This window comes from Halobacterium zhouii, from assembly GCF_021249405.1.
In the GTDB taxonomy this organism is placed as follows: Archaea; Halobacteriota; Halobacteria; order Halobacteriales; family Halobacteriaceae; genus Halobacterium; species Halobacterium zhouii.
In genome coordinates this window covers 264,315-289,306 of sequence record NZ_CP089593.1, presented here as the reverse complement: position 1 = coordinate 289,306, position 24,992 = coordinate 264,315, and the positions used below count along the sequence as shown (strand labels likewise).

Genomic DNA, 24,992 nt, shown 5'->3' with positions numbered 1-24,992 from the left:
CCCCTACCGGCCGTTTCACCTCGTGTCCCGAATACAGGGTCCGAGTGCGAGCGGCCGGAACGGCGGACGGCACCCACACGAGAGGGAGAGACGGCACTGCCGCTGGTGAGGTGGAGAACGAGAGAAGAGAGCGGCAGATATCAGCGGGCTGCAGCCGCGACGCGTTCCTTCTCCTCCTTCTGCCCGACCGCGTACGTCTGCACGTCGTAGTCGGCCGCGCCGATGAGCTGGTTCGCGAGCGCGTCCGCCGCGTCCGTCGGCGACTTGAACGACGACGAGTGCGCGCCGTCCGCGATGAACTTCAGCGCCTGGTCGACGCGGCGCTGGGGCGCAACGTCGACCGCCTTCGGCACCGAGATGCCGCCGTACTTCAGTCGAACCGTCTCCTCGCGAGGCGCCGCGTTCTCCACGGCGCGAACGAGTATCTGAATCGGGTTCTCGTCCGTTCGCTCGTGGACCTGGTCGAACGCGTCTCGCACGATCTGCAGGGCCTTCTGCTTCTTGCCCGCGTTCTGACCGGTCTTCATCAGCCGGTTGGTGAGTCGCTCGACGATGCTGATCTCGCTCTTCTGGAACTGCTTGCTCGCGTGACGACCCATCGTGTGCGCGACCGGCGTCACGGAGAGATAGCGCCGCGTACTCGGGTCGCGGTACTGGATGTCCGTCGTGTCCCAGCGCTCGAAGAGCTTCGCGTCGACGCTCTCCTCCTCGCTGCCGGCGGGCGCCTCGGGTTCGGGGGCTTCGTCCTCGCTCATGTTATCGCACCGGTTTCTCTGCGTTCCCGCGAACCAGTTCGATGAGGCTCACGCCGTTGACCTTCTCGACCTTGTAGTTGACACCACCGAGGTCCCCCATCGAGCGACCCTTCGCACCGCCGATGCCCGCGATGGTGACCTCGTCGTGCTCGTCGATGAACGAGATGGCGCCGTTGCCGGGGCAGAACGCCGTGACCTGCTTCCCGTTCTTGATGAGCTGCACCCGAACGCACTTCCGAATGGCGGAGTTCGGCTGCTTCGCCTCGATACCGATCTTCTCCAGTACGATGCCACGTCCCTGGGGTGCGCCCTCGAGAGGGTCGGACTTCGCGCCCAGGCCCCGCTCTCGCCGCGCGTACTCAGAGTCGGACCATCGACGCTTCTGACGGTCCTTCTTGAGTTTGCGTGCGGCATACTTGCCGTTCGACATACAGCGGTTTATCCTTCGGAACCACTTAAGCCTCTTCTTTCGCGGCCGTCACCGCCCTCAGCCCCCGGCCACCATCACGCATCCTCGAACCCGAGGGTGAGGTGCCCGGAGAGTTCGCGCTGTGCGGCCGGGCTTGCGTCAACGCCCGCCGCCACGAGTGCGTCCCGAACCCGCCGCGTCAGGCTCGATTGCACCCGCCGAATGTCGGGATGTTTCACGTCACGCATCCAGACGTACAGTTCGAGCGTTATCGCGTCGTCCGCAAACGACGCCACTACCTCCGGCGGCGGCGACTCGACCACGTCTTCCACCGCCGCTGCGCCGTCCATCATCGCCGCCTCGGCTACGTCGAGGTCCGCGTCGTACGGCACGCCGACGGCGACCGACGTCCGGTACCGCCCGCGCGCGTACGGGTTGTGCACTGCCTGCGTCGCCAACTCCGTGTTCGGAACCGTGACGAGTTCGTTCGCCGTCGTTCGCACGCGCGTCGAGCGGAACCCAACGACCTCCACGACGCCGCCAGTCTCGCCGCCCCAGGACACCCAGTTCCCGACGTTGAAGTTGCGGTCCGCGACGAGGAACAGTCCGCTCACGACGTTCCCGAACACCTCCTGTCCCGCGACACCGATTGCGAGCGTCGCCGCCGCAACGACGATGGCGGAGTCGCCGAGTACGTACCCGTAACCTGCCGTGAGGATCGCGACGACGACGGCGACGGCGACGCCCAGCGCTCTGACGTACGTCCTGACTGCGTTCACGAGCGTTCGATTCCGGGGGTTCCGGGCGACGACGGCTCGAGAAAGCGCGGGCGCGACTGCCCACGCAGCCACTGCGTACGCCGCGACTGCCGCCGCGAGCGTCTGCCCTGCGCGCCACGCGGCGTCCTCGAACCCCTCAACTGGCACGTTCGAGCCGACGGCTCGCGGCCACGTTGCTATGCGGTGATTACTCCGGAAAGAACGGCCTACCCGCGGCGCCAGCGCGGAACGCGGCCCGTCTGCTTCGTCGGTGCGGAACGCGCGGACTGGCTGTGTGACTCCGTGGAGGAAAGCGGGAAGCGGGCAGTCGGTCTGTTTGCCCCGGGCGTTACGCGTACCCGAGTTCGACCAGTCGGCGTTCGACGGTGTCCGACACCCCGTCACCGCCCGGGTCGGCGGACGGGTTGATGTTGTACTCCACGGAGACGAGCGCGTCGAGTACGTCCCGGGACGCCACGAACGAGTCGAGTTCGCGCTCCAGGTCGGTGGCGTCGCGCTCGCCGTAGACGTTCTCTTGTTCGCCCGGGTCGGCCTCGAGGTCGAAGAGCCGCGACTCGACGTACTTGCCCTCGGCGACGTCGTACGTCTTGAGGAGTTTCCGGTCGTCGGTTCGCAGTCCGACGTAGAGGGCGCCCTCCTCGCCGACGCCTGGGTGGGTCGTGAGCAGCGGCACGGGTTCGTCCGGGGTCTCGCTGAACGGCGTGCCCTCCCAGTCCGCGGGCGGCGTCTCACCGAGCGCGTCGAGAATCGCGGGTCCGACGTCGTACTGCCGGACGGTCCGGCCGTCGAGTGCTTCGTCCGGCCCGTTCACGACGAACAACGGGACGCGCACGGTCTCGTCGTACAGGTCGACGTGTGAGACGTGGTCGTGGTGGAGCGCTTCGCCGTGGTCGCCGGTGACGACGACCATCGCGTCGTCGTCCAGGAACTCCACCAGCGACGGGAACTGGTCGTCGAGGCGTTCGACGCACTGCCAGTGGAGGTCGGGGAGGGTGTCGACGGTTCGCTCAGAGAGCGCGGCCTTCTCGTGGCTGCGGAGGAAGTACTCGACGCTCGAGTAGTACGAGTCGAGCAGGCCGGTGCGCAGGCCGCGCGCGAGACCGGGGTGGTACGGGGAGTGTGGCTCCATGAGATGCATCCAGAGGAACCGCGGGCCGTCCGTCTCGGCGTACCACTCGCGCGCCTGCTCGGCGATCTCCGCTGCGGACACCGACTTCCGCAGGAGCAGCGTCTGGGCGAGGCGTCGCCACCACGTTCGCGCCGTCGTGGCGAACGACGACGACAGGTCGGACGTCCGCGTCAGCCCGCTCGTCCGGCCGTCCCGGTACGTGTCGAAGTGGTCGGCGTAGTGCGCGAGGTTCGGGTTGTCCGCGACGAACGCCGCCGTCTCGTAGCCGAGTTCCGAGAGCGTCTCCGGCAGCGACGGGGCGTCCGTGTCGAGTTCGAACCCGTCACCACCCCACTCCAGCGCGTCCGTGTGGAACTGACTGTGCAGCAGCGAGGTCGACACCCATGGCGTGGCCTCCGCCGGCGCAATGGCGTCCGCGCGAACCCCGTCGTCGGCCGCAAACGACTGCAGGTTCGGCATCCGCGACGGCGCGTCGTGCCGCCAGCAATCGACCGTAATCAGCACCACATCGTTCATGCATCTGGGAACAAACTGGGAACGGATTGTTATGCTGAACCTACGGCTCTGCTGTGGAAGCGATTCAAAGCGAGTGGCCCGCTCGCGACGAACGGCCGCTCCGAGCGTCTGAACCCGACCACCGGTATTCGGTAGCGTTCGCCGCCCGAGTGGGCCGTCAGGCCCCGGAAGGCCAGCATTCACTGCGCGAGCGAACGAAGTGAGCGCAGGCCGACGACCGAACGGAACGAAGTGAAGGAGGCGTGTTTTCGGGTGGCTTTTGCCGAGCGAGGGTAGCCAAAGGCCACCTCCCGCAGCGCAACAGCGCCTACGTCAACTGGATGTCGTCGACGTCGAAGTGACGCTCCGCGAGCAGTTTCGCGGCTTCGATGTTCTTCCCGTCGGCGCCGATGGCGACCCCCTTGTCGTCGTGGTCGACTTCGGCGTACGCCACGGTGGTGTCGTTCTCGCTGATGGTGACGTTGTAGACGGCGGCGGGCGAAAGCGCGTTCGCGACGAACCCCTCGGCAGTCGGCGCGTCCTCGACGAGGACGACGTCACGGCCGAGTTGGTCCTCTAAATCCTTGACGCGACTGCCGCCGGGGCCGATGGCCGACGCCATCTCGCCGGCGGTGACGACGAAGATGACGCGGTCGCGGTCGTCGTCGACGACGCAGTCGACGGCGGTGGCGTCGGTCTCGTCCTCGAAGGCCGCGATGTGGCGGCGCGCCGAATCCGAGAGCCTGACGGTCATCAGTCCGAGGAGGTGGAACCCATGCGGAGGTCGACGTCACCCGTGCCGAGTTTCACCGGCTTTCCGACGATGACGTTCTCGATGACGCCGTCGAGGTCGTCCTCTTCGCCGTAGATGGCGGCGTCGAGAAGGTGGTTGACCGTCACCTCGAACGCCGCTCGCGCGAGCACCGAGTCCTTCGAACCGGAGATGCCGTGCCGGCCGATGGACTGGATGGTGCCGTCGTTGGTCATGATGTCCGACACCAGCATGAGGTGGCGGATGTTCACGTCGCCGAGGCCCTGCTCCTCGAGCGTGGTCATCGTCTCGTCGATGATGGTCTCGCGGGCGGCCTCGACGCCGAGGGTCTTGTGGACCTCGTGGATGTTGTTACACGTCGTTCGGGAGGCGTCCACGCCCTCGATGTTGAGGGCTTTCTTGAACGCCGACCCCTCGGTGTAGAGGACGAACTCCTCGTTGCCGTCGTCCATCTCCTCGCGGCGGATGACGACGCGGGTGACGTCCTCGATGCCCTTGAACACGATGTCCCGGAGCTGTTCGACGAGCTGGAGCAGGTCGCGATAGGAAGGCTCGTTCGGCCCGAACTCGATGGCGGTGCCGTTCTGTCGGACGTCCACGCCGAGGCTGTCCTGGATGGTGTCCGCGATCTCGGCGGCGATCTCGTTCGTGTCGTCCACGAGCGGCCAGCGCTCCTGGAGCGTGTCCTCGTTGAGGTCGACGCGGACGACCATGTCCGCGACGTTCGTGGAGATGTCGCCGAGCGCGAGGATCTTCGTCGCCTCGATCTTCCAGACGACCTCGTGGGCGCGCTCGCGTTCGGTCGCGTACTCCTCCTCGAGGAACACGTTCATCACCGGCGTGTCCGGCGTCTTCCGGGCGTCCACGAGCTCGATGAGCCGAGGGAGGCCCTGGGTCACGTCCATCTCCGCGACGCCCGCGTAGTGGAACGTGTTCATCGTCATCTGGGTCCCTGGCTCCCCGATGGACTGGGCGGACACGGTGCCGACGGGGTCGAGCGGGTCGACGCGCGTCTCCAGATACTGGGACTCCGCCGCGAGCGCGATCTCCTCTGCGTGCGTCTCGGTGACGTCGTCGCGCTCCTCGATGGTGTCGAGCACGCGGTCCTTGAGTCGCCGCGGCAGCTCCGTCTCCTCGACGGTGGTCCGGATGCTCTCGGTGATCTCAGTCATCCGACTCCACCTCCCAGGACGCGCCGTGCTCGGAGAGATTCGTCGGCGGTTCCTGCACGCCGAGGAACTGCTCGCGGTCGTCTTCGGAGTCGAACTCCGCGTCGACGACGCGGTCCGCGATGGCGTCCACGTCGATGTCGTTCTCCTCGCCGGACGCGACCTCCACCGGGCTGGTGGAGTCCTCGCCGAACTCGAACTGCACGATGGTGTCCGAGGTGTCCCGGACGGTGCCGTCGTACTGAGCCTCGAGTTCCGAGAGCGCGTTGATGAGGCGTCGCTGGAGGTAGCCGGACTTCGAGGTGCGGACTGCCGTGTCCACGAGCCCCTCGCGGCCACCCATCGCGTGGAAGAAGAACTCCTTGGGGCCGAGCCCGCTCGCGTAGGAGTTCTCCACGAAGCCGTGGGCCTCACTCGAGAGGTCGTTCGGCGCGAAGTGCGAGAGCGTGCGGTCCTCGTAGCCGCGATTGATGCGCTCGCCACGAACCGCCTGCTGGCCGACGCAGCCGGCCATCTGCGTGAGGTTCAGCATCGACCCACGCGCGCCGGAGTCGGCCATCACGACCGCGGGGTTGTCCTCCGCGAAGTCGTCCTCCGCGACGTCGCCCGCGGAGTCCCGGGCCTTCCCGAGCGTCTGCATGATCTTCATCTCCAGGGTCTCGTCGACCGTGCGACCCGGCAGGGACTCGAGGTCGCCGTTCTCGTACGTCTCGATGAGTTCCTGCACGCGGTCGTAGGCGGAGTCGATCGCGTCGTCGATGCGCTCTCGGGCGTCCCCCGACACCGTCTCGTCGTCGATGCCGATGGAGAACCCGAAGTGCATGATCGAGCGCATCGCGAGCGCCGCGACCTCGTTGATGAAGATGCGGGCGCGGGTGTTCCCGTGAACCTTCGCGAGGGTGTCGACGATCTCGCCGCCGAATCCGCCGACCTCGTCCTCCGCGATGGTGCCCTCGAGGAGTTGACCGTCCTCGATGACGACCGGTTCGCCGACGGTGCCGGTGAACTCTAGATTGAGGTCGTCGGGCAGCAGTTCGGAGAACAGCTGGCGGCCCTCCCAGTAGGGGTCGCCGTCCTCGGTTCCCGCCGGCTCCGGCAGTTCGTCGATGCGGGTCTGGCGCAGGAGGTCCGACGCCTGCGTCTCGTTGAACTGCGGGTTCGTGTGCGTGAGCAGGTACGTCCCGCTGATGTGGTCCTGGATCGCGCCGATGATGTTCTCGCCGAAGCGCGGCGAGAGGATCTGCTCCTGGACGCGCATCAGCACGCGGGCCTCGGCGCGGGCCTCCTCGTTCTGGAGCGCGTGCATGTTCATCTCGTCGCCGTCGAAGTCCGCGTTGTACGGCGGACAGACGACCGTGTTCAGGCGGAACGTCTTGTACGGCATCACCACGACCTCGTGGGCCATGATGGACATCCGGTGGAGCGACGGCTGGCGGTTGAAGATGACGATGTCGCCGTCGATGAGGTGTCGCTGGACCTCCCAGCCAGGTTCGACGCGCTCGGCGAGTTCCTCACACACCTTCTCCGTGACGCGCACGCGGCGACCGTCAGGTCGCTTCACGTAGTTCGCGCCCGGATGCCCCTCGGGGCCGTTCCGGACGTACTGCTGGGCGCGTTCGATGTTCTGCTCGTTGACGACCATCGTCTGGGTCATCTCCGTCGCCACGCGGTCGGGAACCCCGACCTCGTTGAGCGAGAGCGTCGGGTCCGGGCTGATGACGGTTCGCGCGGAGAAGTTCACGCGCTTCCCGGAAAGACTGCCGCGGAACCGGCCCTCCTTGCCCTTCAGCCGCTGACTGAGCGTCTTCAGCGGGCGTCCGGAGCGGTGGCGGGCGGGCGGCGTGCCCGAGATTTCGTTGTCCATGAACGTCGTGACGTGGTACTGGAGCAGTTCCCAGAGGTCCTCGATGATGAGCTGTGGGGCACCCGCCTCGCGGTTCTCCATGAACCGCTGGTTGATGCGGATGATGTCCACGAGCTTGTGCGTGAGGTCGTCCTCACTGCGCTGGCCGTTGTCCAGCGTGATGGAGGGACGAGCCGTCACCGGCGGCACCGGCAGCACGGTGAGGATCATCCACTCGGGGCGCGAGCGCTCCGAGTTGACGCCCAGCACTTCGATGTCCTCGTCCGGGATGTCTTCGAACCAGTCCCGGATGTCCGAGGGCATCAGCTTGTTCATGTCCTCGGTGGTGAGGTCCGCGCCGAGGGCCGCCTCGATGGCCTCGCGGTCGTCGCGCCGCGGGCGGAACTCCCCGGAGAGGATGTCGTTCACGCGGTCGATCTCGATGCCCGAATCCTCCGCGAGTTCCTGGGGGCTGATACCGACGTCGTCCTCGTCGTCCGGGTCCGGCTGCATCGACGCCGCGATGCGCTCGGAGTAGTCCGACGCGAGGACCTGCTGGACCTCGTAGTACGTCGTCGGCTTCTCGTGTTTCACGTCGTACTGGACCTCCCCGCAGTGCGGGCAGTGGTCCTTCTTCCGGGCCTCCCGGATAGCCGCCTTCGTCACGTCCGAGACGTCCTCGCGGAGGCTGCGCGTGCGCTCTAAGTCACCGAGGTACTCGTCTTTCTCCTCCTCGGTGAGCAGGAGGCGCGCGCACTCCCGGCACGTCCCGCGGAGCAGGCGGCGGATGAGCTTCGAGAACCCGACGTGGATGACGGGCGCGGCGAGTTCGATGTGGCCGAAGTGGCCGTTACACGAACCCGAGCGCTGGCCACACGTCTTGCACTCCAGGCCGGGGTCGATGACGCCCAGCCGGGGGTCCATCAGCCCCATGTCGATGGGGAAGCCGTCGTCGTCGTACGTGTCCGCGGTGATGACCTTCGTCGCGGACATGTCCCGGTACTCCTCCGGGTCCATCAAGCCGAACTTGATCTCCCCGATCTCCTTTGGTGATTGTCCTGCACTCATACTGCGTCCTCCAGTTCGAGCCGCGGTGCGATTCCGAGCGCCTTCATCTCGTCGAGCAGGAGCTTGAACGCGTAACTCATCTCGAGTTCGTGGACGTCCGTCTCCTCCTCGCAGTTCGGACAGTAGACGCGGCGCTGGTCGTAGTTCTCCACTGCTGTCATCCCGCAGTTCCCACAGACGTGGACGCGTTCACGGTCAGAGGAGTCGAGCAACCGCTCCTTGAGCACCATCGCGGCGCCGTGCCCGATGACGGTGTCCCGCTCCATCTCCCCGACGCGCAGACCGCCCTCGCGGGCACGCCCCTCGGTGGGCTGGCGCGTGAGCACCTGCACTGGCCCCTTCGAGCGAGCGTGGATCTTGTTCGACACCATGTGGTAGAGCTTGTGGTAGAAGATGGTGCCGACGAAGATCTCGGCCTCGATCTTCTCGCCGGAGACCCCGGAGTACAGCACCTCCTTCCCCGAGGACTTGAAGCCGCGGTCCTCGAGGGTCGAACGGATCTCCTCCTCGTCGTCGCCGGTGAATGCCGTGCCGTCGACGGGCTTGCCCTCCATCGACCCGGCCTTTCCGCCGAGCATCTCCAGCACGTGGCCGACCGTCATCCGGGACGGGAGCGCGTGCGGGTTCAGGACGAGGTCCGGCACGACGCCGTCCTGCGTGAACGGCATGTCCTCGTGTGGAGCGAGGTGGCCGACGACGCCCTTCTGTCCGTGGCGGGACGCGAACTTGTCCCCGAGTTCGGGGATGCGTTCGTCGCGCACCGACACCTTCGCGAGCTTCGAGCCGTCCTCGCCCTCCATCAGCGTGACCGTGTCCACGACGCCGTCCTCGCCCGAGCGCATCGTGACGGAGGTCTCGCGTCGCTTCTGCGGGCTCAGGCCGCCCATGTCGTCGGGCTCTTCGAGGAACCGCGGCGGACTCGTCTTCCCGAGCAGCACGCTCGAGTCGTCGACTTTCGTCTCCGGGTTGACGAGGCCGTCCTCGTCGAGGTGCGTGTACGCCTCCTCGCCACGGCCGCCCCGAACGTCGTCGTCGGGGATCTCGAAGCGGTCCTCCTGACCGCCGGGGTAGCGCCGCTCCTCGCCCTCGTACGTGCGGAAGAAGTGCGAGCGAGAGAGCGCGCGTTCGACCGAGCCCTTGTTCATGACGAGTGCGTCCTCGATGTTGAACCCCTCGTAGCTCATCACGGCGACGACGAAGTTCTGGCCCGCCGGCCGGTCGTCGTAGCCGATCTGTTTGGTGGTCTGGGTGTTCACCATCGCCTTCTGCGGGTAGTGCAGGAGGTGCTGGCGGGTGTCCGGGCGGATGCGGTAGTTCGCCGCCGGCAGCCCCAGACTCTGTTTCATCATCCCCGCACCCATCGTAATGCGCGGGCTGGCGTTGTGCTCGGGGTACGGAACCATGCCTGCCCCGATGCCGAAGATGAGTTGCGGGTCGATCTCGAGGTGCGTGTGGTCCTCGGTAAGGTCCTCCTCGTCGACGCCGACGAGGACGTCCTCTTCTTCCTCGGCGTCGATGAACTCGATTTTCCCCGCGCGCACGAGGTCCTCGAAGTCGATGTCGCCGGACTCGATTGCGTCCATCTCCTCGTCGGTGACGAGCGTGTCGCCGGACTCGACGACGAGCAGCGGACGGCGGGCGCGCCCCGCGTCCGCGTTCACGATGACCTCGTTCGTTCGTTCCTTCACGGAGACGTTCACCATCTCGGAGACGTCGCCGTGTCGCCGTGCCTCTCGGATCTGTTCGGCGAGCTTCTCGGGACTCTCGTGGGTCCCGACGAGGCTGCCGTTGACGTACACTTTGGCTTCGCGTTCCGTGCTCATGTTAGTCGTCTGCGGACGTGGGTTCTGTGTTGATCCCGGGGACTCCCTCGACGCCCATCGAGGAGAGCTCCTGTTTCAGTTCGCGCTCGTCGTCGACGTTCTGGGAGAGCTCCATCGCTTGCGCGAAGTTCTTCACCAGACCGCAGTTCGGCCCCTCCGGCGTCTCGGACGGACAGATACGGCCCCACTGGGTCGCGTGCAAGTCACGCGCCTCGAAGTGGGGCTGGGAGCGCGAGAGCGGCGAGCGAAGCCGCCGCAGGTGGCTCAGCACGCCCATGAAGTCGGTCCGGTCGACGAGCTGGCTAACACCAGAGCGCCCGCCCACCCAGTTCCCGGTCGCAATCGGGTGTTCGAGGCGCTCGGTCAGCACGTCGGAGCGGACCACCGTGTTCACGGTGAGTTCACGGTTTCGCATGTTCGCGCGCTCCAGCTGGTACTTCACGTCGCGCGCGAGCTTGTTCAGCGCGGTGCGGAACAGGTCCTTCATGAGGTCGCCGCTGACCTTCAGGCGCTTGTTCGCGTAGTGGTCCTTGTCGTCGGATTCGCGGCGGTCGAGCGCGAGCTCGAAGCACGCCTCGGCCATCCGACAGAGGTAGTAGGCCTTGTTGATGCGCGTCTCCTCGTCCTCGATGCCCTCCTCGTGGAGGTGCGGGAGGAGGTAGCGGTCGATGACGTAGTTCGCGCGCTTGAGCTGGTAGTTCTTCCCCTGGCCGGACGCGACCCGCTGCCCGAGGTCCTCGATGGCTCCCTCCTGGGTCTGGACGTCGGCCTCCTCTAAGTTCTCCAGCATGAACTTCACGATCTCCGGGTCGTCGGAGACGCGGTGGACAATCTCCTCGTCGGACTCCAGGCCGAGCGCGCGAACGAGCGTGACGAAGTTGATCGAACCGGAGACGCTCGGGAACGACACTTCGAGCAGTCCCTCGCGGTTCCGCTCGACGAGCACGAGCGCGCGGTAGCCGCGTCGCTGGCTGAACGTCTTCGCGACCTGAATCTCGTCGCCGTACTTCGAGTCGTACTCCGCGAGGATCTTGTTCGGCGCGAGGTCCTCGCTTGTCATCAGCACGCGCTCGCTGCCGTTGATGACGAAGTAGCCGCCGGGGTCCGCGGGGTCCTCACCGATCTCGATGAGTTCCTCGTCGGAGAAGCCCGCGATGTTGCATTTCTCGGAGCCGACCATGATCGGCATCCGGCCGACCTTCGTCTCTGTGGTGTCGAGGACGCGCTCCTCTTCTTCCTCGCCGCCGCGGACGATGCTCATCTCCATGAACACCGGCGCGGAGTACGTGATGTTCCGCAGGCGCGCCTCCTGCGGGTAGAGCAGTTCCTCGGAGCCGTCCGCCTCGCGCACGCGTGGCGTGACGACGCGAACGTCGCCGAGTTCGACCCAGACCGGTTCCTCCTCTTCCTTGTCGCCGATGTCCGTCTCGATGCGCTCCTTCTCGGTGACGACGTCCTGCATGCCACGTTTCAGGAACGAGTTGTACGAGCGGTAGTGGTGCTCCGCGAGTCGTTCCTTCGAGAAGTACGCCTTCGAGAGTTCGCGTCGGTCTTCCGTTTGCATCTATTCGATCACCAGTCGGTATACGATGGCTACGTCGGTGGTTCGGGAGTCCCGTTCGACCTTGATGACGTCACCCTGCTCGGCGTCGTCCGGCAACGCTGGATCCTTGCGCTTGATTTTCGGCAGGTCAGTGCGTTCGATGTCGTAATCCTCCAGCACGTCCTCGACGTCCGCCTCGTCGAGAACCGTGTGCTCGGGGACGAGTTCGTGTTGGCTTACGTCTACCATGGGTGCACCTGCGTGGGGGCAGAAGTGGCTCTCACGAGATACTACAGGCCAGTAGACAGCCGATGCATTTAACTCTTACCAACTCGTTCGTAGTTCGGCGTCCACGACACCCCGAGGCACACGGCCACCCGATTGGAAAGTCTTAAGAACGAAAGCGGGTTACCGTGAATTGCAGCAAGCCCGGGTGGTGTAGTGGCCCATCATACAACCCTGTCACGGTTGTGACGCGGGTTCAAATCCCGCCTCGGGCGCTTTCTCTTTCGACGTAACCCGCCGAGGGACGGCTGTGTCCCGAGGCGGTTGCTCGCTGTCGTGAAAGCCGCCAGGGATTTGAACCCTGCCAGTCGCGCGCAGCGCTAGCGAGCACGTCTGGCTCCGGTTCAAATCCCGGAAGACGCGCAGCGTCTTCCGACTTCCCGCTCGCTCTGCTCGCGGGAATCCCGCCTCGGGCGCTTCTCTGAAGATTACGTGCGGAGCGATGCGTCTCGTGTTACGCTCTACAGCCAGACTCTGTGAACACCCAGAAAGCCCCGGCGTACTCGCGTCCGCTCGCTCGCTGTGCTCCTCGGTCGCTCCGCTCCCTGCGGTGCTTACGTCGCGAGCGAACAGGTAAACGCGAGCACGCCGCCCCTTTCAGTCCCACCCATAGGCCGAGTGACCAGCCGGTAGGTGGTGGGACTGAAAGGGGCGGCCGTCTCGACGAACCCGGACGATGCAAGCACGCGACCGTCGGGAGCGCACGTGGTTCGAAAGACGGCTTCGCCGTCTTTCGTCATCTCGGAAATCGAAGATTTCCGGCGACAGCGAGTCCCGGGAGTCGAGACGGCCGGGGCTTTCTGGGTGCTAACGAAGTAGAGTGACCGTCCAGCAGACGGGGATGCCTGGATCTCCGTAACGACAGCACCCACAGAGAGCCAGTCGAAAACCCAGGCAGTCTATCCTTTCGCGAAGCGCCGCGTGACCTCGTACTCGTTGCCGGTGGCGATGTACGCGACGTCCTCGACGACGCCGCCGAGTTCCGGGATGATGCGCAGGAGCGCGAACGTGAGCGCGACGAGCGCGACGACCGATAGCGTCTGCGCGAGGATGCGGTCCGCGAGCAGGTACGACACCATGTTGGCGTTCGCGCCGGTGAACAGCGAGAGGACGATATCGGTGACGAGCGCGCCGTCGAACCACTGGTTACCGTGTGCGAGCGCGATGAACGTGATGCGGATCACGTTCAGCACGTAGATGATAGGGAGCGCGATGGCGAGACCCTGGAGGCGGCGCTCCAGTGGGGCGTCGACGGCGAGTGCGAGCCCGCCGACGATGGCCATGCTGCCAACGCCCGTGCACGCGAGCACCACCGTCGTCGTGAACAGGTGGCCGGACTCGCCGGCGGCGTTCACACCCGTGAACACGAACTTCGCGCGGTAGCCGGCGTCGCTCTGCACGACCGGCGGCGTGTAGCCGAACTGCGCCATCAGCCACTCGGCGTGGTGTGTCACCGTTTCGATGGCGACGCGCTGGAGCGGCTCGAGCGTCTGGAACGGCAGATACAGCAGCCCCATGATGGCGACAGCCTGCGTGAGCGTCTCAAGGTCCTTCCGGTCGGCGGCGACGAGGTACGCGGTGTAGAGGCACGCGGGCACCGCCGCGGCGCTGAGCACGCCCTCGACGATGCTGCGCTGCTCGAACGCGAAGTGCGGGACGAGCAACCCCCAGAACACCGCGAACACCACCCAGGCCGCGACGCTCGCGTAGCGGCCGTACCGCCGCGACTGGCCGTAGAGGAGCGCGCTCGCGCCGAAGGACGCGATGACGACCCAGGCGAGTGCGTCAGTCAAGGCGGTCATCGTGTACGAAGTCGTCGGTGGCGGCCAAAGGCGTGTCGGTCGCCCACGGCGCGCAGTCACGTCGAGTCAAATTACTGCCACACGTCTGCGAAGTGCAGCGCTCGCTGCGGCGTCGTGTACGGTACAGCGCCGCCGCTGGGGAGCGTGGCGCGCGAAAGAAAATGCGAAATGTGGTTCGAACCGCGGAGCTCAGCGTGCGTTACTCGCGCAGGGCGAGGAGCGCAGCGCCGAGGACCGCGACGAGTGCGACACCGATGCCGAAGCCGGGCGTACTACCGCTCGACGAGCCATCGGAGGACGTGCCGTCGTCCTCGTTGTCCGTCGTGGACGGAGCGGACGTCGTGGACGTGCTGTCGTCCGTCGTGGACGTGCTGTCGTCCGTCGTGGACGTGCTGTCGTCCGTGGTCGGGTTGTCCGTGGTCGGGTTGTCCGTCGTGGACTTGACAACTTCACCCGTCACACCGGAGACGCTGGTGCCAGCGACCGTGCTGGTACCCTGGCTGACGGTGATGCTGAACGTGGAGTTCAGCGCCGCTTCCGTGGCGTCGAAGGAAGCCGTCCAGGTGCCGTCCTCCTGCACGACGACCGTCTCGTCGCGGAAGATGAACGGTTCACCGGACGTCTGCTGGGACTGCACGCGGACCATGAAGGACGTTCCCGGTGCAAGCGAGGACTCGCCCGTGATGGTCGCGTTCTTGCTGTTCGCGAGCGACACGACGTCACCCTCGTAGGTGATCGACGTGGTCGCCTTGACGACACTGAACTGCGCGGACGCAGTCTCGTTCGCGGACACGAGGCCGCTTTCCGTCGTGACCTTGAACGTCGCCGTGTAGACGTCACCGGCGACCGGGCCGGTGGCGTCGCCCTCGAACACGAAGCTCTCGGGCTGCGCGACGATCGAGACCGTGTCCGTGGTCTCGTTCGTCACGAAGTAGAACGAGTTGTTTGCGACGCTGGCGCTGATGTCAACGACCTTGGGGTCCTGGTTCGGACCGGTGGACGCCTTGGTCTGGTTGATCTCGAGCTCGAGACCGTTATCGAGAGCCTGCGTGAAGTTGCCCTTCTCTGCGATCAGGCCGTAGATGCCCGTGGCGCTGACTCGCTGGACGACGTAGTCGCCCTTCGCGATGGTGCTCTCCTCGGCCAGCGTACCGGAGAGAACCTTGTCGGCGCTGGTCGAACCGGGCGCCGTCCAGGTGGTCATGCTACCGGTCGAGCGCTTCGTGAGCGTGATCGAACCGAGCGCGTCGGCGCTGCCGGTCAGACCGTTCCGGACGCTGATGTCGTACGTGCCATCAGCGAGCGGCTCCGAGAGGTTGGACTCGGAGTTGACCGTGAGATCGTCACCGCTGCCAACGGAGAACGCAGCACCGCGCTGCGTGTCACCGGAGGCGTAGGTGTTGAACTTGAGAACGACGTAGCCGTCGCCGTTCTCGTCCGTGACCGTGACGTTCGCCTCGTAGTTCACGCCCTCACTACCGAGGAGGACCGTCGCCTCGTTCGCGTTGGTGAGGCTGACGTTGAGCGTGGCGATGTCGCCGCGGTCAACGGTAATCTGGCTGTCGGCGAAGCCAGCCGTCGCGTCTGAGGCGGTCGTCACGACAACCGTACTGGTCGTCGCGGTGACGCCAGTGTTGTCGTCCGTGACCTGCACCGTGTAGTTGCCCGCTGCGACTTCACCGAAGTCGATTGCAGCACTACCGTCACTGTCAATCTGGGCGTCCTGCGTGTCGACGACCTCGCCCTCAGCGTTGAGGAGCTCAGCGGTGAGGTCGCGGTCGATCGTGTCGGCCGTGACCGTCGCCGTCAGGGCGTCGGTCGTGGTGATCGACGTGTCGTCAGCCGCGATTTCGAGACCGAGGTCGCTCAGTTCGAGCGTAACCTCGCTATCTCCGTTGGTGATGTTGTAGTCACCAGCCTCGAAGTCGTTCGTGTTGAGCACGTAGACCTGGCTGTTGGCGCCAGTGCCACGCGTCAGGTCGGTACTCGGGCCAGTGATTTCGAAGGTGTCACCGACGGTGCCTTCGAGGGCAATCAGCGAGCCAGAGTAACCGGTGAAGGACTCGGCGTTGGCGGTCGTGTTGACCGTCGATGCAGCGAAGGTGACGGCGAAGTCGTCACCGCTCACAGCGTTGCCAGCGGTGTCCTCGATACCGCTGACGGAGATGTTCTGAATGTTGTTGTGGACCGTGGACGTGTTCACAACAACGCGCCCGTTACCGGAGAACTCGACGTCACTGACAGGCACAGTAGTGCCGTCCGTGAGGCCGATCTCAGCGGAGGCGGTACCGTTCTCCACTACGTCCCCCGTGTATGCAAGTTCGACAATCGAACCATTGTCGGAGTCGACATAGTGCGTGGCCTTGCGGAGAGTAGGCGCAGTGCCGTCGACGCTAAACGTCGCGTTCACTTCAGCTGAGGTCGTGCCTGCCGTGAGCGAGGAGGCCTCGGCAGCAGCGAGCGTGTACTCACCCTCGCTGGACGGGGCGGTAATCGAACCGCTCCACGTCGCACCGTCAGCGGTGGCCGAGTTACTGACGTTAGTTTCGCCAGAGTTGTAGACACCGTTGCCGTCAGCGTCAACCCACACGTGGATTGAGCCGTTATCGTTTGCCGAGCTGTTCGTTACGTCGAAGTTGACGCTGCCTCCAGGAGCCACCGGACCGTTGGTCACGGTGAGGTTGGAGGCGTCCGCAGCGGCGCCGCCTGTGAACGCGATGGTGCCCGCGAAAACGGAGAACACCATCAGCGCCGTCAGGAAGACCGCGCGGAATTTGCTTGTATTTTCTGTCATTGTTGATTGCTGAATCGCTTGGTCGGCACCGTCGTCCGTCGCGCCGCGGGTGCGGCGGTATCGAACGTTGGCACCATGGGTAGGGGTGTGTCTAACTGACCAACGGTATCGGTAAATACTTTGTGTTGTTTCCGGGTGTATTTGGACTGAAAACGTGCAACGCCTTCACACGGAATTGGGGGCTGTGGGCCGTGAGTCGGACGTTCGGGGGTTTCGCGTTCAGACCACCTTACCCCGAACCTTTAAGAGTGGTATCGGGGTGGCGGCGGAGCGGCCCGAGTGAGCGAGAGCGCGTGAACGCTCTCTAGGCCGGCATTACTCACGCAGACTCCGTGAGTGAGCATACAATCAACGGAACGGCGGACCGGCGAACCAGACTATGGGTGCTTACGAGCGTCCCGAGGACGCAGGTCATCGACGAAACCGTCAGTCGACGGACTAACCATGGCGGTGTCGCCCCGGAACAGCATCGCCGCGCAGACGAACCCGAATCTCTGGCGATGGATTCGACCCAGACTTACTCACCACCCCGACTCCCACTCGCTCTGGCGCTCCCGCCGCCGTGTTCCGTCCGGCGCTCGCGCACGCGAATCGTGCACGCTGACTCCGTCGCGTCGTCTACGACGAGCGCCTCGCCACGGTTCTCCGGGAGTCGCGACGCCAGCGACCTCTCCAGATACATCGGGCGGGTCGCCGCGAGCGCGTCGACGTCGTCGCCCGACGTGAGGCGATGGGCGACCACGAGGTCTGACTGCGAGACGGCCACGTCGGGGAGCGCGCTGGGGCGTTGGGTCGCAAGCACGACGCTCGCGCCGGGCGCTCGGCCGCGCGTGTACAGCGTCTCGATGGCGTCCGCTGCTACCCCGCTCGCGCACGCGTGCGCCTCGTCCACGAGTAGCCACGGGAGCGGCGACCCGTCGTCGCCCTCCGCGTGCTTCAGTGCCGACCGGTACAAGGACTCCGCGACGGCGAACACCACGGCGTGGAGCGCCCCACCCCGGAGTCGCGTGCAGTCGAACACCACCCCACTGTCAGGCACACCCGTTCCGGAGAGCACCGTCCCATTCGCGCCGTCCGCACCACCCGCGCCGTCCGCGTCGCCACCGCCGTCCACGCCGCCTGCGCCGCCCGCGTCGTCCACACCGAAGCACCCCCAGGACTCCGCGAGCGCGAGGTGATTCGACGCCGCTCGCCGCGCCGCGTCGGCGGCGTCGGCGCGTTCCACCCACGACCGCATGCCGGCGAGCGTCTCGCGTTCGTCGGCGGCACGCCACACGAGCGTCCCCGCAGGAGCCGACGGCTCCAGTCCCAGCACACGACACCACGCCCGCGGCGGAATCGCGTCCGCTCGCACCCGCGGCTCGACGACACGACAGCCACTCCCGGCGTCCGTCCCCGCCTCGGCCAGTCCGCGGAACGCCCCCATTGGGTCGACGACGACGGGGGCGACGCCCGGCGCCGCCGCCAACCCCTCCGCGAGTACGCCGAGCGTGTAGGACTTTCCCGCTCCTCGCTTTCCGACCACGACGCCCGCGTGCGGCCGCTCGAAGTCGACGCCGACGCGAGCGCCGAGACTGCCGTCTGTCGCGAGATAGCGCCCGAGCCGTCCGTGCACCCCGCTCCTCGTCGCCTGATCGATGGACCGCGCCGCTCGCCCCGGTTCGACCGCCGACCGTCCCAGTACGTCCATGCGCTCTGCGTCCACGCACTCTGAATCCATCCTCCCAGTGTCCATGCTCCTGCTGCCCGCGCCATCCCGGATGAACCCTCGCCCGAGTCACCAACAGAACCCCCGACCGTCGAACGAATCTTTATACCCGAGAGCGGGGCCACCCACTCCCGTGCTCACCATCGACCCCACGACTCTGCTCCGCGTCGACGAGTTCGCGAACGACGAGCGCGCAATCGAGGGACTCCCGGTCCGCCTCGTCGTCGCGTTCGTCGTCGGCGTCGCCACGCTCAGCGTCCTCCTGAACATGGTGTCGGGCGTCGACACGCTCGCGGTCAGCGAACTCGACGCGAAACCCAGCCCCGAGGTCGTCTCCCCCGGCGAACAGACGCTCACGGTGACCGCCGTCGACGCCGACGGCGCGCCGGTCGCCGACACCACGGTCGTCGTGAAATCCGGCACCGCCTCGCTCGACGGCGTCGCCACCGCGACGACCAACGAGCAGGGGGTAGCAACACTCCACGTCGATCCGTCCCTCGGCCCGAATCAGGCGGAGGGAACCCTCGAGATATCGCTGCAGCCGCCGGCCGCGTCGAACTACGAGGACCGCCGGCCGAACAGCGACGTGCTCGTGGTCCGCGACTGAACGGCGGCGTCTGGGGAGCGCTTACCGCCGTCGACCGCGTCAGCCATCCCAGTCGATCCACTCGTGCTCCCAGCCCCGACGCGATTCGGCCGCGCGGACAGCGTGCTCGCGGTCCTCGCGCACGGTCCGGTTGCGCTCGACGGCGCTCGCCTGCTCGCCGTCGACGAGCAGCGGCGCGAACGTCACGTCGGCGTAAGCCGCCACCACACCGCCGTCTTCGACGGCCACGAGGCGCTGGCTGCTCGCGCCTTTCGGAAACACGAGTCGGCCACCCGGTGTAAGCTGGTCGACCAGCGCCTCGGGCGACCGAACGGCGCCGGCTTCCACGAGTACGCGGTCGAACGGCGCGTACTCGGGTAGTCCACGCGCGCCGTCCTGGCAGTCCACGAGCACGTCGTCGTAGCCCGCGTCCGCGAGGTTCCCACGCGCCTCGTACACGATTCGTCGGTCGATGTCGAGCGCGTGGACGTGCTCTCCGCCGACGATCTCCGCAATTACGGCGGCGGTGTAGCCGACACCAGCGCCGACGACGAGCACATCGTCCCCGGGTTTCGGTGCAAGTGCCTCGACGAGCAACCCGACGGCCGAGGGCGACAGCACGCGAGTGCCGAGGCGCTCGAAGGACTGGTCGGTGTACGCGCGGTGCTCCGCGTCGACGAACTCGTGGCGGGGGACCGCGCGCATCGCGCGAGCGGTCTCGGTGGACTCCACGACGGCCTTCGTCTCGTGTTCGAGACTGGCGACCATCTCGTCGCGGAGGGCCGCGAACTCCATACGAAATCGAGGGCGCGAAGCCTATTGAATCGAGCGCCTGCGCCCCGCGACGAACCGCAGATCGGTCCCCGGGACGTCGCCCGCTCGGACGTCCGCGAACCCGGTGTCCGAGAACCACCCGCCGACGGTCTCCTCCCGGTAGCAGTCGCCGGCCTTCGTGCGGGCCAGTACCTCCGCGGCGAGCGCGGCGTCCGGGTCCCCGTTGCGGAACGCGTCCAGGTGGACCGCCATGCCGTCCTCTCGAAGCGCGTCGCGCGCACTCGAGAGCAACTGGCGGTTGTCCTCGGGCCCGTACTCTCGCGCGACCCGCGGATACACCACGAGGTCGAACTCACCGCTCTCGCCGACGCCGTCGAGCGGGTCCGCGGCCACGAGTGACACGCGCTCGTGTTCGAGCAGCGGGTCGATGGCGTCCACCACCTCGGGGTCGTCGAGCAGCGTCACGTCGAACCCGCGGCGCGCGAACTCGACGGCGTGCTGGCCGGGGCCGTCGGCCAACACGAGCACGTCGTCGGCGTCCGGACACACGCGTACGGCCGCGGTGACAGCGGCGCGAACGCTCGCGTCGTCCTCCGCGGCGCGCGCCCCGAGCCAGTTCCGCGTCCAGTCCGCGTTCAACAGTGGTGGGTCGCCGCTCTCCATCGTCTCGGGCAGCGCCAGGAGCGCGTCGAGTTGGTCGAGTTCGTGGGGCAGACTGCCGATCGAGCGCACGTCGGTCTTCGTGATGAATCCGAGCATCCGATTGGTCGGCTCGACGCCGTCGTCCACGCGCTCCAGGAAGCCCATGTCACAGAGCGCGTCGACGGTGAGGCGGGCGGCGCGCTCCGTGACGCCCGCGCTGTCCGCGACCTCCGCTGGCGTGTCGGCGTCGGAGACCAGGGCGTCCAGGATGCCGGTTTCGCGCGCGGCGCGGAACAACAACAGTTCCCGAGTGTCCATGCGTGGCGCTCGTCGCCCAGTCGGTTAAAGTCACTCGCCGTCTGTTCCAGGTTTCTACTCGGAACGTTTCGCTACCGTGAACAGGACTGCTTCTGTGGCCACCCAAAAAGCCCCCACCGGAGTGAATGATAGCACTCCTGTCGACATCCAGAAAGCCCCGGTGCGCTCGGCGCCTGCAACTCGCTGCGCGCGTCGCTCACTGCGTTCGCTTCCGTGCTTACGTCGTTTCGACTGCCGAGCGCACCGCCCCTTCCAGTCCTCCCGTTGGCCGGTTGCCCGGCCGGTGCGAGGTGGGACTGAAAGGGGCGTGGCGCTCGCGCCTGCGTGGTCGTCTCGCCGACCCCTATCGTGAGCGAAGCGAACGAGATGTCGGCGAGCGACCGCGAGCGCCACGGGGCTTTCTGGGTGTTCCCAAACGAGAATTACGGTGCGGCAGCCGGGACTTTTCGGGTGTCTGCAAAGTGGACCCAGTCTTCGAAACTGACAGAGAAGCACCAACCGACTAGCCGCGCATTCGGACGAACCGAACGCCACCCCTGTCCTCCCGGTCGATCGACCCGTCCGACCGTTTGGTCGCGCGGACGAGTCGCTGCCGGCCGTCGCCGACGGGTGCGAGCAGCACGCCGCCGCCCCGGACCTGCTCGACGACTGCGTCAGGGAAGTCGGGGACGGCACAGGTCGCGTACGCGGCGTCGAAGGGCGCGCGTTCCGGCCAGCCGTCGCGGCCGTCGCCGGTGCGGATCGAGACGTCGCCGTATCCGGCGTTCGTGAGTGTCTCGCGCGCATTCTCCGCGAGTTCTGAATCGTACTCGACGCTGTAGACGTTCTCGCTCCCGACCAGCTCGGCGGTGACCGCGGCGTGGTAGCCACACCCCGCCCCGATCTCGATCACGGAATCGCCGTCCTGAACGCCGAGGTCCGTCGCCATGATGGCAACCATGTGGGGCGCGCTGATGGTCTGGCCGTTCCCGATGGGGAGCGGGCGGTCGTCGTACGCGGCGTCCCGTTGCTCCGACGGGACGAACTCGTGGCGCGGCACCGCGCGAATCGCGTCGGCGGCGCGCTCGCTGACGTTCGGGCGCTCGGCGAGCGCGTCCGCTAGCGCCTCGCGCGCAGCGGCCGCGTCGTCGCGTCCGTCGTCTGTGCCACCGCGTCCGTCTGGCATACTACCACGCCGACCACGCGGCCATCGTCTCGTCCCGCCCGTACACCCGCTTGACGTCCTTCGCCACGACCGTGTCGCCGTCGTCGCCGAGTTTCGGGAACTTGTAGCCGTCCACGGCGTTCTCCCGGATGTGGATGCCCGTGATCTCGAACTTCTCGTCCCCGAACTCTACGGTCTCCCCGATGACGAACTCGTGGTCGCCGGGCACGTGCAGCGTCACGCCCTGCGTCTCGTCGTGCTCGCCGTCCTTCGGGTGGACGGTGACGTCCACGGAGACGTTGTCCACCGCGCGCGTCCAGAACGTCTCCACGTCCTCGACAGCGGCCCTGCTCTCGCGCTGCTCGGGCCCCGTCTCGATGCTCGTCACCCGCACCTGCATGATGGCCTCCTCCGTCTCCACGATGAACTCCCCGCCCTCGTAGACGGTCTCGTCGGCGGGCGCCTCCACCGTCGTCGTGAACGACTCGCCGTCCTGAGAGACGACGACGTCCGCTGCCGCCGTCTCCTCGGACTCGATTGGCTGCTTGTGGACGTGGCCACACTCCGTGCACTTGACCGTCGCCGTGCCGCCGCCGGTCGTCAACACCTCGTGAACTGTCTCGAGGTCCGGCGAACACGACGGACACTCGACGGGAACTCGCTCCCCTGCGTTCTCGCTCATGGGCGGGTGTACTCGGGCAGGACGTAAAAACGCGCGGAGTCGCTAGTGGTTCTCTGGTCGGAGCACTCCGCTACCAATCCTGCTGACAACGTCTCCTCGAAAGCCCCGCGTTCTCGGGTCGGGGGCCTCGCTGTGCACGTTCGCTCCGCTCACGTGCTTGCGTCGGCCGCCTTCCCCGAGAACGCGGCCCCTTTCAGTCCGCCCGCTGCCGGCTGGTCAATTGGCCGCAGATTAGTGGGTGTCAATCAGCCGGGACACTGCGGTTGGTCAGTCGGCCTCAGGCCTGGGGGAGGTCGATTTCCTCACCATCGGCGTAGACTGTTGGCTCGCGGATGATGCCGTCGAGGTGGAGAGGGGCGTCCGTGTCGCCGCCGATGCCGGCGTCGTCGCCGATGGCGATGTGGACGGTGCCGGCGGCCTTCTCGTCGAGCAGGACGCTGCCGACGAGGTCGGTGACCGCGACGTTCGTGCCGATGCCGAGTTCCGCGAGGTTGTACGCGTCCTGCCCGACTTCCTCACTCGCGGTTTCGACCTGCTCGCGCACGTCGTCGTCCGAGATGCTCGTGACGAACCCGTCCTCGACCTCGAATCGGAGTTCCTGGCCCTCGTCGAGCAGTTCGTGGGGCATCATCGTTCCGTCCACGACGAACGTGCCGTTCGCGTTCTCCGGGGAGACGAACACCTCGCCAGCGGGCAGATTCGAGAACGCGCCGGGGTCGTGGACGATGCCGGTGTCGTCGCGCCACTCGCGCTCGCCGGGTTCGAACGTGATGTCGGTGCCCGCTGGCGTCGTCACCTGAATCTCCTCGGCGTCCTCGACCTGCGCGAGCACGTCCTCGCAGTGCTCGCGGATGGTCTCGTAGTCCGCGTCGAGACCCGTCGTGAACACCTCCTCGGTGATGCCCGGGAGCGTCGCGCCACGCGCGCCGGCCTCGTTGGCCTCTCCGCGGGCGCGAGTGTGACTGATGCTCTTCGTCGTCGGCGCGACGAACACGTCTGAGTCCGCCATCGCGGCCGCCACCGGCGCCGGTGGCTCCTCGCCGTGCTGGTCGCCCGGCGGATACCGGATGATGGTGACGTCCTCGGTGACCTCGCTCGCCACCTCGTACAGCGCCTCGCCGATTGGCTGGCGCTTGTCGTCGGTCACGACCGCACAGGACTCCCCCGCCTCGACGCCGAGGCACTGCTCGATTGCCGTCTCCGCCGCGCTCCGTAGGTCGGCCATGTGTCGTCGTTCTCCCGGCGCGCGTTAGGTCTTTTTCATCCGAGCGGCGCGGCGGTACAGACGACACCGAGCGAGTTCACTCGGAACGGTGTAAATCGGGGCCTCGAAACCGTTATCCGCTATCGCGATGCACGCTTACGTACATGATTCGCGTCGGCATCAACGGCTACGGAACCATCGGCAAGCGGGTCGCGGACGCCGTACGCGACCAGCCGGACATGGACGTCGTCGGCGTCGCCAAGACCCGACCGAACTACGAGGCCGAGCAGGCCCGCAGGCGGGGGTACGACCTCTACGCCGCCATCGAGGACCGAGCCCACCAGTTCGCGGACGCAGGCCTCGAGACCGCGGGACTCGTCGACGAACTCGTCGCGCAGAGCGACGTCGTCGTGGACGCCACGCCCTCCGGCATCGGCGCGCAGAACCGCGAACTCTACGAGGAGTACGACACGCCCGCCATCTACCAGGGCGGCGAGGACGCGGACGTCGCGGACGTCTCGTTCAACGCGCGCTCGAACTTCGAGGAGAGCATCGGCGCGGACCACGTCCGCGTCGTCTCCTGTAACACCACGGGGCTCTCCCGTCTGCTCGCGCCGCTCCGCGAGGCGTACGGCGTGGAGAAGGCGCGCGCGACGCTGGTGCGCCGCGGTGGCGACCCGTCCCAGAGCGACCGCGGCCCGATCAACGACATCCTCCCGGACCCCATCTCGATTCCGAGCCACCACGGCCCGGACGTGAACACCATCTTCCCCGACCTCGACATCGACACGCTCGGGCTGAAGGTGCCCGCGACGCTGATGCACATGCACGCCGTGAACGTCACGCTCGGCGAGGACGTCGACGCGAGCGAGGTCCGAGACCTGCTCGCCGAGGAATCCCGGATCGCGGTCCTCGACGAGGACCTCGGCATCGAGAGCACGGGCGAACTCAAGGAGTACGCGATGGACATGGGCCGTCCGCGCGGTGACCTCTGGGAGAACCAGCTATGGGGGGAGTCCGTCACCACCGAGGGCCGGGACTTCTACTGCTTCCAGGCCATCCACCAGGAGTCCGACGTTGTCCCCGAGAACGTCGACGCGATCCGCGCCATCACGGACAGCGCGGACGCCGCCGAGAGCGTCGCCACGACGAACGACGCACTCGGCATCTGAGGGCTCGAAACGGCCGAATACCCGTCTTTCCGGCGCTGGTGATGGGTTGCGTATCTCTCGGAAACCGGTGGAGTCCGAACGCTTTTCCACGGTGCC

At 66.7% G+C, this 24,992-nt stretch carries 20 protein-coding genes and 1 tRNA gene; 3 read left to right on the top strand and 18 right to left on the bottom strand.

The features are described 5' to 3' along the window. Positions 1-140 precede the first annotated feature (140 nt). From LT970_RS01380 to LT970_RS01335, 10 genes are all read right to left on the bottom strand, one after another. Positions 141-755 (bottom strand): 30S ribosomal protein S7, encoded by a 615-nt coding sequence (locus LT970_RS01380; protein ID WP_232687175.1) that lies wholly within the window; start codon positions 753-755, stop codon positions 141-143. Between the two features lies 1 nt (position 756). Further along, entirely contained in the window at positions 757-1,185 is a 429-nt protein-coding gene (locus tag LT970_RS01375; RefSeq protein WP_232687174.1) for a 30S ribosomal protein S12, read from the bottom strand. A 74-nt stretch (positions 1,186-1,259) separates the two neighbouring features. Continuing rightward, positions 1,260-2,090, bottom strand: coding sequence for a mechanosensitive ion channel family protein (locus LT970_RS01370; protein ID WP_232687173.1), 831 nt, complete (start codon positions 2,088-2,090; stop codon positions 1,260-1,262). 181 nt (positions 2,091-2,271) lie between these two features. Next, positions 2,272-3,588, bottom strand: a complete 1,317-nt coding sequence (locus LT970_RS01365; protein WP_232687172.1) for a sulfatase-like hydrolase/transferase — start codon at positions 3,586-3,588, stop codon at positions 2,272-2,274. A 307-nt stretch (positions 3,589-3,895) separates the two neighbouring features. After that, positions 3,896-4,321 (bottom strand): NusA-like transcription termination signal-binding factor, encoded by a 426-nt coding sequence (locus LT970_RS01360; protein ID WP_232687171.1) that lies wholly within the window; start codon positions 4,319-4,321, stop codon positions 3,896-3,898. Beyond that, positions 4,321-5,511: a DNA-directed RNA polymerase subunit A'' gene (gene rpoA2 / locus LT970_RS01355; RefSeq protein WP_232687170.1), complete on the bottom strand. Its 1,191-nt coding sequence runs from the start codon at positions 5,509-5,511 to the stop codon at positions 4,321-4,323. The genes LT970_RS01360 and rpoA2 overlap by 1 nt, the downstream gene beginning before the upstream one ends. After that, positions 5,504-8,419, bottom strand: a complete 2,916-nt coding sequence (locus LT970_RS01350) for a DNA-directed RNA polymerase subunit A' (protein ID WP_232687169.1) — start codon at positions 8,417-8,419, stop codon at positions 5,504-5,506. Before LT970_RS01350 ends, rpoA2 begins: the two co-directional genes overlap by 8 nt. After that, positions 8,416-10,242, bottom strand: a complete 1,827-nt coding sequence (gene rpoB / locus LT970_RS01345) for a DNA-directed RNA polymerase subunit B (protein ID WP_232687168.1) — start codon at positions 10,240-10,242, stop codon at positions 8,416-8,418. Before rpoB ends, LT970_RS01350 begins: the two co-directional genes overlap by 4 nt. Before the next feature lies 1 nt (position 10,243). Next, positions 10,244-11,806 (bottom strand): DNA-directed RNA polymerase subunit B'', encoded by a 1,563-nt coding sequence (locus LT970_RS01340; RefSeq protein ID WP_232687167.1) that lies wholly within the window; start codon positions 11,804-11,806, stop codon positions 10,244-10,246. After that, complete coding sequence (locus tag LT970_RS01335; protein ID WP_232687166.1) at positions 11,807-12,034, bottom strand: DNA-directed RNA polymerase subunit H; 228 nt, start codon at positions 12,032-12,034, stop codon at positions 11,807-11,809. A gap of 178 nt (positions 12,035-12,212) precedes the next feature. Here LT970_RS01335 and LT970_RS01330 point away from each other — a divergent pair. Further along, a tRNA-Asp gene (locus LT970_RS01330) sits at positions 12,213-12,285 on the top strand. Between the two features lie 684 nt (positions 12,286-12,969). On the opposite strand, the gene artA is transcribed toward LT970_RS01330, so the two are convergent. From artA to LT970_RS01315, 3 genes are all read right to left on the bottom strand, one after another. Next, entirely contained in the window at positions 12,970-13,872 is a 903-nt protein-coding gene (gene artA, locus LT970_RS01325) for an archaeosortase A (RefSeq protein WP_232687165.1), read from the bottom strand. 199 nt (positions 13,873-14,071) lie between these two features. Beyond that, the gene (locus LT970_RS01320; RefSeq protein ID WP_269785473.1) at positions 14,072-16,666 is read right to left on the bottom strand and encodes a DUF7827 domain-containing protein; all 2,595 of its coding nucleotides are present in this window, start codon (positions 16,664-16,666) and stop codon (positions 14,072-14,074) included. 517 nt (positions 16,667-17,183) lie between these two features. Then, positions 17,184-18,356, bottom strand: coding sequence for an ATP-binding protein (locus LT970_RS01315; RefSeq protein ID WP_432419609.1), 1,173 nt, complete (start codon positions 18,354-18,356; stop codon positions 17,184-17,186). A 151-nt stretch (positions 18,357-18,507) separates the two neighbouring features. On the opposite strand from LT970_RS01315, the gene LT970_RS01310 reads away from it, so the two are divergent. Next, entirely contained in the window at positions 18,508-18,981 is a 474-nt protein-coding gene (locus LT970_RS01310; RefSeq protein WP_232687162.1) for an Ig-like domain-containing protein, read from the top strand. 39 nt (positions 18,982-19,020) lie between these two features. On the opposite strand, the gene LT970_RS01305 is transcribed toward LT970_RS01310, so the two are convergent. The 5 genes from LT970_RS01305 to LT970_RS01285 all read right to left on the bottom strand — a co-directional run bounded on the left by LT970_RS01305 (position 19,021) and on the right by LT970_RS01285 (position 23,745). Then, positions 19,021-19,755, bottom strand: a complete 735-nt coding sequence (locus tag LT970_RS01305) for a protein-L-isoaspartate O-methyltransferase family protein (protein ID WP_232687161.1) — start codon at positions 19,753-19,755, stop codon at positions 19,021-19,023. 21 nt (positions 19,756-19,776) lie between these two features. Beyond that, the gene (locus LT970_RS01300) at positions 19,777-20,694 is read right to left on the bottom strand and encodes a class I SAM-dependent methyltransferase (RefSeq protein WP_232687160.1); all 918 of its coding nucleotides are present in this window, start codon (positions 20,692-20,694) and stop codon (positions 19,777-19,779) included. A gap of 502 nt (positions 20,695-21,196) precedes the next feature. After that, positions 21,197-21,859 (bottom strand): protein-L-isoaspartate(D-aspartate) O-methyltransferase, encoded by a 663-nt coding sequence (locus LT970_RS01295; RefSeq protein ID WP_232687159.1) that lies wholly within the window; start codon positions 21,857-21,859, stop codon positions 21,197-21,199. 1 nt (position 21,860) lies between these two features. Next, positions 21,861-22,520 carry an HVO_0476 family zinc finger protein gene (locus LT970_RS01290; RefSeq protein ID WP_232687158.1) on the bottom strand — a complete coding sequence of 220 codons (660 nt, stop codon included), beginning with the start codon at positions 22,518-22,520 and terminating at the stop codon, positions 21,861-21,863. A gap of 277 nt (positions 22,521-22,797) precedes the next feature. Further along, positions 22,798-23,745, bottom strand: coding sequence for an aminopeptidase (locus tag LT970_RS01285; protein ID WP_232687157.1), 948 nt, complete (start codon positions 23,743-23,745; stop codon positions 22,798-22,800). A 143-nt stretch (positions 23,746-23,888) separates the two neighbouring features. Here LT970_RS01285 and LT970_RS01280 point away from each other — a divergent pair, with 143 nt between their 5' ends. Beyond that, complete coding sequence (locus tag LT970_RS01280; RefSeq protein WP_232687156.1) at positions 23,889-24,896, top strand: type II glyceraldehyde-3-phosphate dehydrogenase; 1,008 nt, start codon at positions 23,889-23,891, stop codon at positions 24,894-24,896. Positions 24,897-24,992 lie beyond the last annotated feature (96 nt).

What these genes read in the sequence shown, in the direction of transcription:
- LT970_RS01285 (WP_232687157.1), bottom strand. Translation starts at nt 23,745, where the DNA reads ATGGCCGACCTACGGAGCGCGGCGGAGACGGCAATCGAGCAGTGCCTC.
- LT970_RS01350 (WP_232687169.1), bottom strand. Translation starts at nt 8,419, where the DNA reads ATGAGTGCAGGACAATCACCAAAGGAGATCGGGGAGATCAAGTTCGGC.
- rpoA2 (WP_232687170.1), bottom strand. Translation starts at nt 5,511, where the DNA reads ATGACTGAGATCACCGAGAGCATCCGGACCACCGTCGAGGAGACGGAG.
- LT970_RS01365 (WP_232687172.1), bottom strand. Translation starts at nt 3,588, where the DNA reads ATGAACGATGTGGTGCTGATTACGGTCGATTGCTGGCGGCACGACGCG.
- LT970_RS01360 (WP_232687171.1), bottom strand. Translation starts at nt 4,321, where the DNA reads ATGACCGTCAGGCTCTCGGATTCGGCGCGCCGCCACATCGCGGCCTTC.
- LT970_RS01335 (WP_232687166.1), bottom strand. Translation starts at nt 12,034, where the DNA reads ATGGTAGACGTAAGCCAACACGAACTCGTCCCCGAGCACACGGTTCTC.
- artA (WP_232687165.1), bottom strand. Translation starts at nt 13,872, where the DNA reads ATGACCGCCTTGACTGACGCACTCGCCTGGGTCGTCATCGCGTCCTTC.
- LT970_RS01375 (WP_232687174.1), bottom strand. Translation starts at nt 1,185, where the DNA reads ATGTCGAACGGCAAGTATGCCGCACGCAAACTCAAGAAGGACCGTCAG.
- LT970_RS01305 (WP_232687161.1), bottom strand. Translation starts at nt 19,755, where the DNA reads ATGGAGTTCGCGGCCCTCCGCGACGAGATGGTCGCCAGTCTCGAACAC.
- LT970_RS01290 (WP_232687158.1), bottom strand. Translation starts at nt 22,520, where the DNA reads ATGAGCGAGAACGCAGGGGAGCGAGTTCCCGTCGAGTGTCCGTCGTGT.
- LT970_RS01300 (WP_232687160.1), bottom strand. Translation starts at nt 20,694, where the DNA reads ATGGACACTCGGGAACTGTTGTTGTTCCGCGCCGCGCGCGAAACCGGC.
- LT970_RS01280 (WP_232687156.1), top strand. Translation starts at nt 23,889, where the DNA reads ATGATTCGCGTCGGCATCAACGGCTACGGAACCATCGGCAAGCGGGTC.
- LT970_RS01315 (WP_432419609.1), bottom strand. Translation starts at nt 18,356, where the DNA reads ATGGACGTACTGGGACGGTCGGCGGTCGAACCGGGGCGAGCGGCGCGG.
- LT970_RS01380 (WP_232687175.1), bottom strand. Translation starts at nt 755, where the DNA reads ATGAGCGAGGACGAAGCCCCCGAACCCGAGGCGCCCGCCGGCAGCGAG.
- LT970_RS01320 (WP_269785473.1), bottom strand. Translation starts at nt 16,666, where the DNA reads ATGACAGAAAATACAAGCAAATTCCGCGCGGTCTTCCTGACGGCGCTG.
- LT970_RS01340 (WP_232687167.1), bottom strand. Translation starts at nt 11,806, where the DNA reads ATGCAAACGGAAGACCGACGCGAACTCTCGAAGGCGTACTTCTCGAAG.
- rpoB (WP_232687168.1), bottom strand. Translation starts at nt 10,242, where the DNA reads ATGAGCACGGAACGCGAAGCCAAAGTGTACGTCAACGGCAGCCTCGTC.
- LT970_RS01295 (WP_232687159.1), bottom strand. Translation starts at nt 21,859, where the DNA reads ATGCCAGACGGACGCGGTGGCACAGACGACGGACGCGACGACGCGGCC.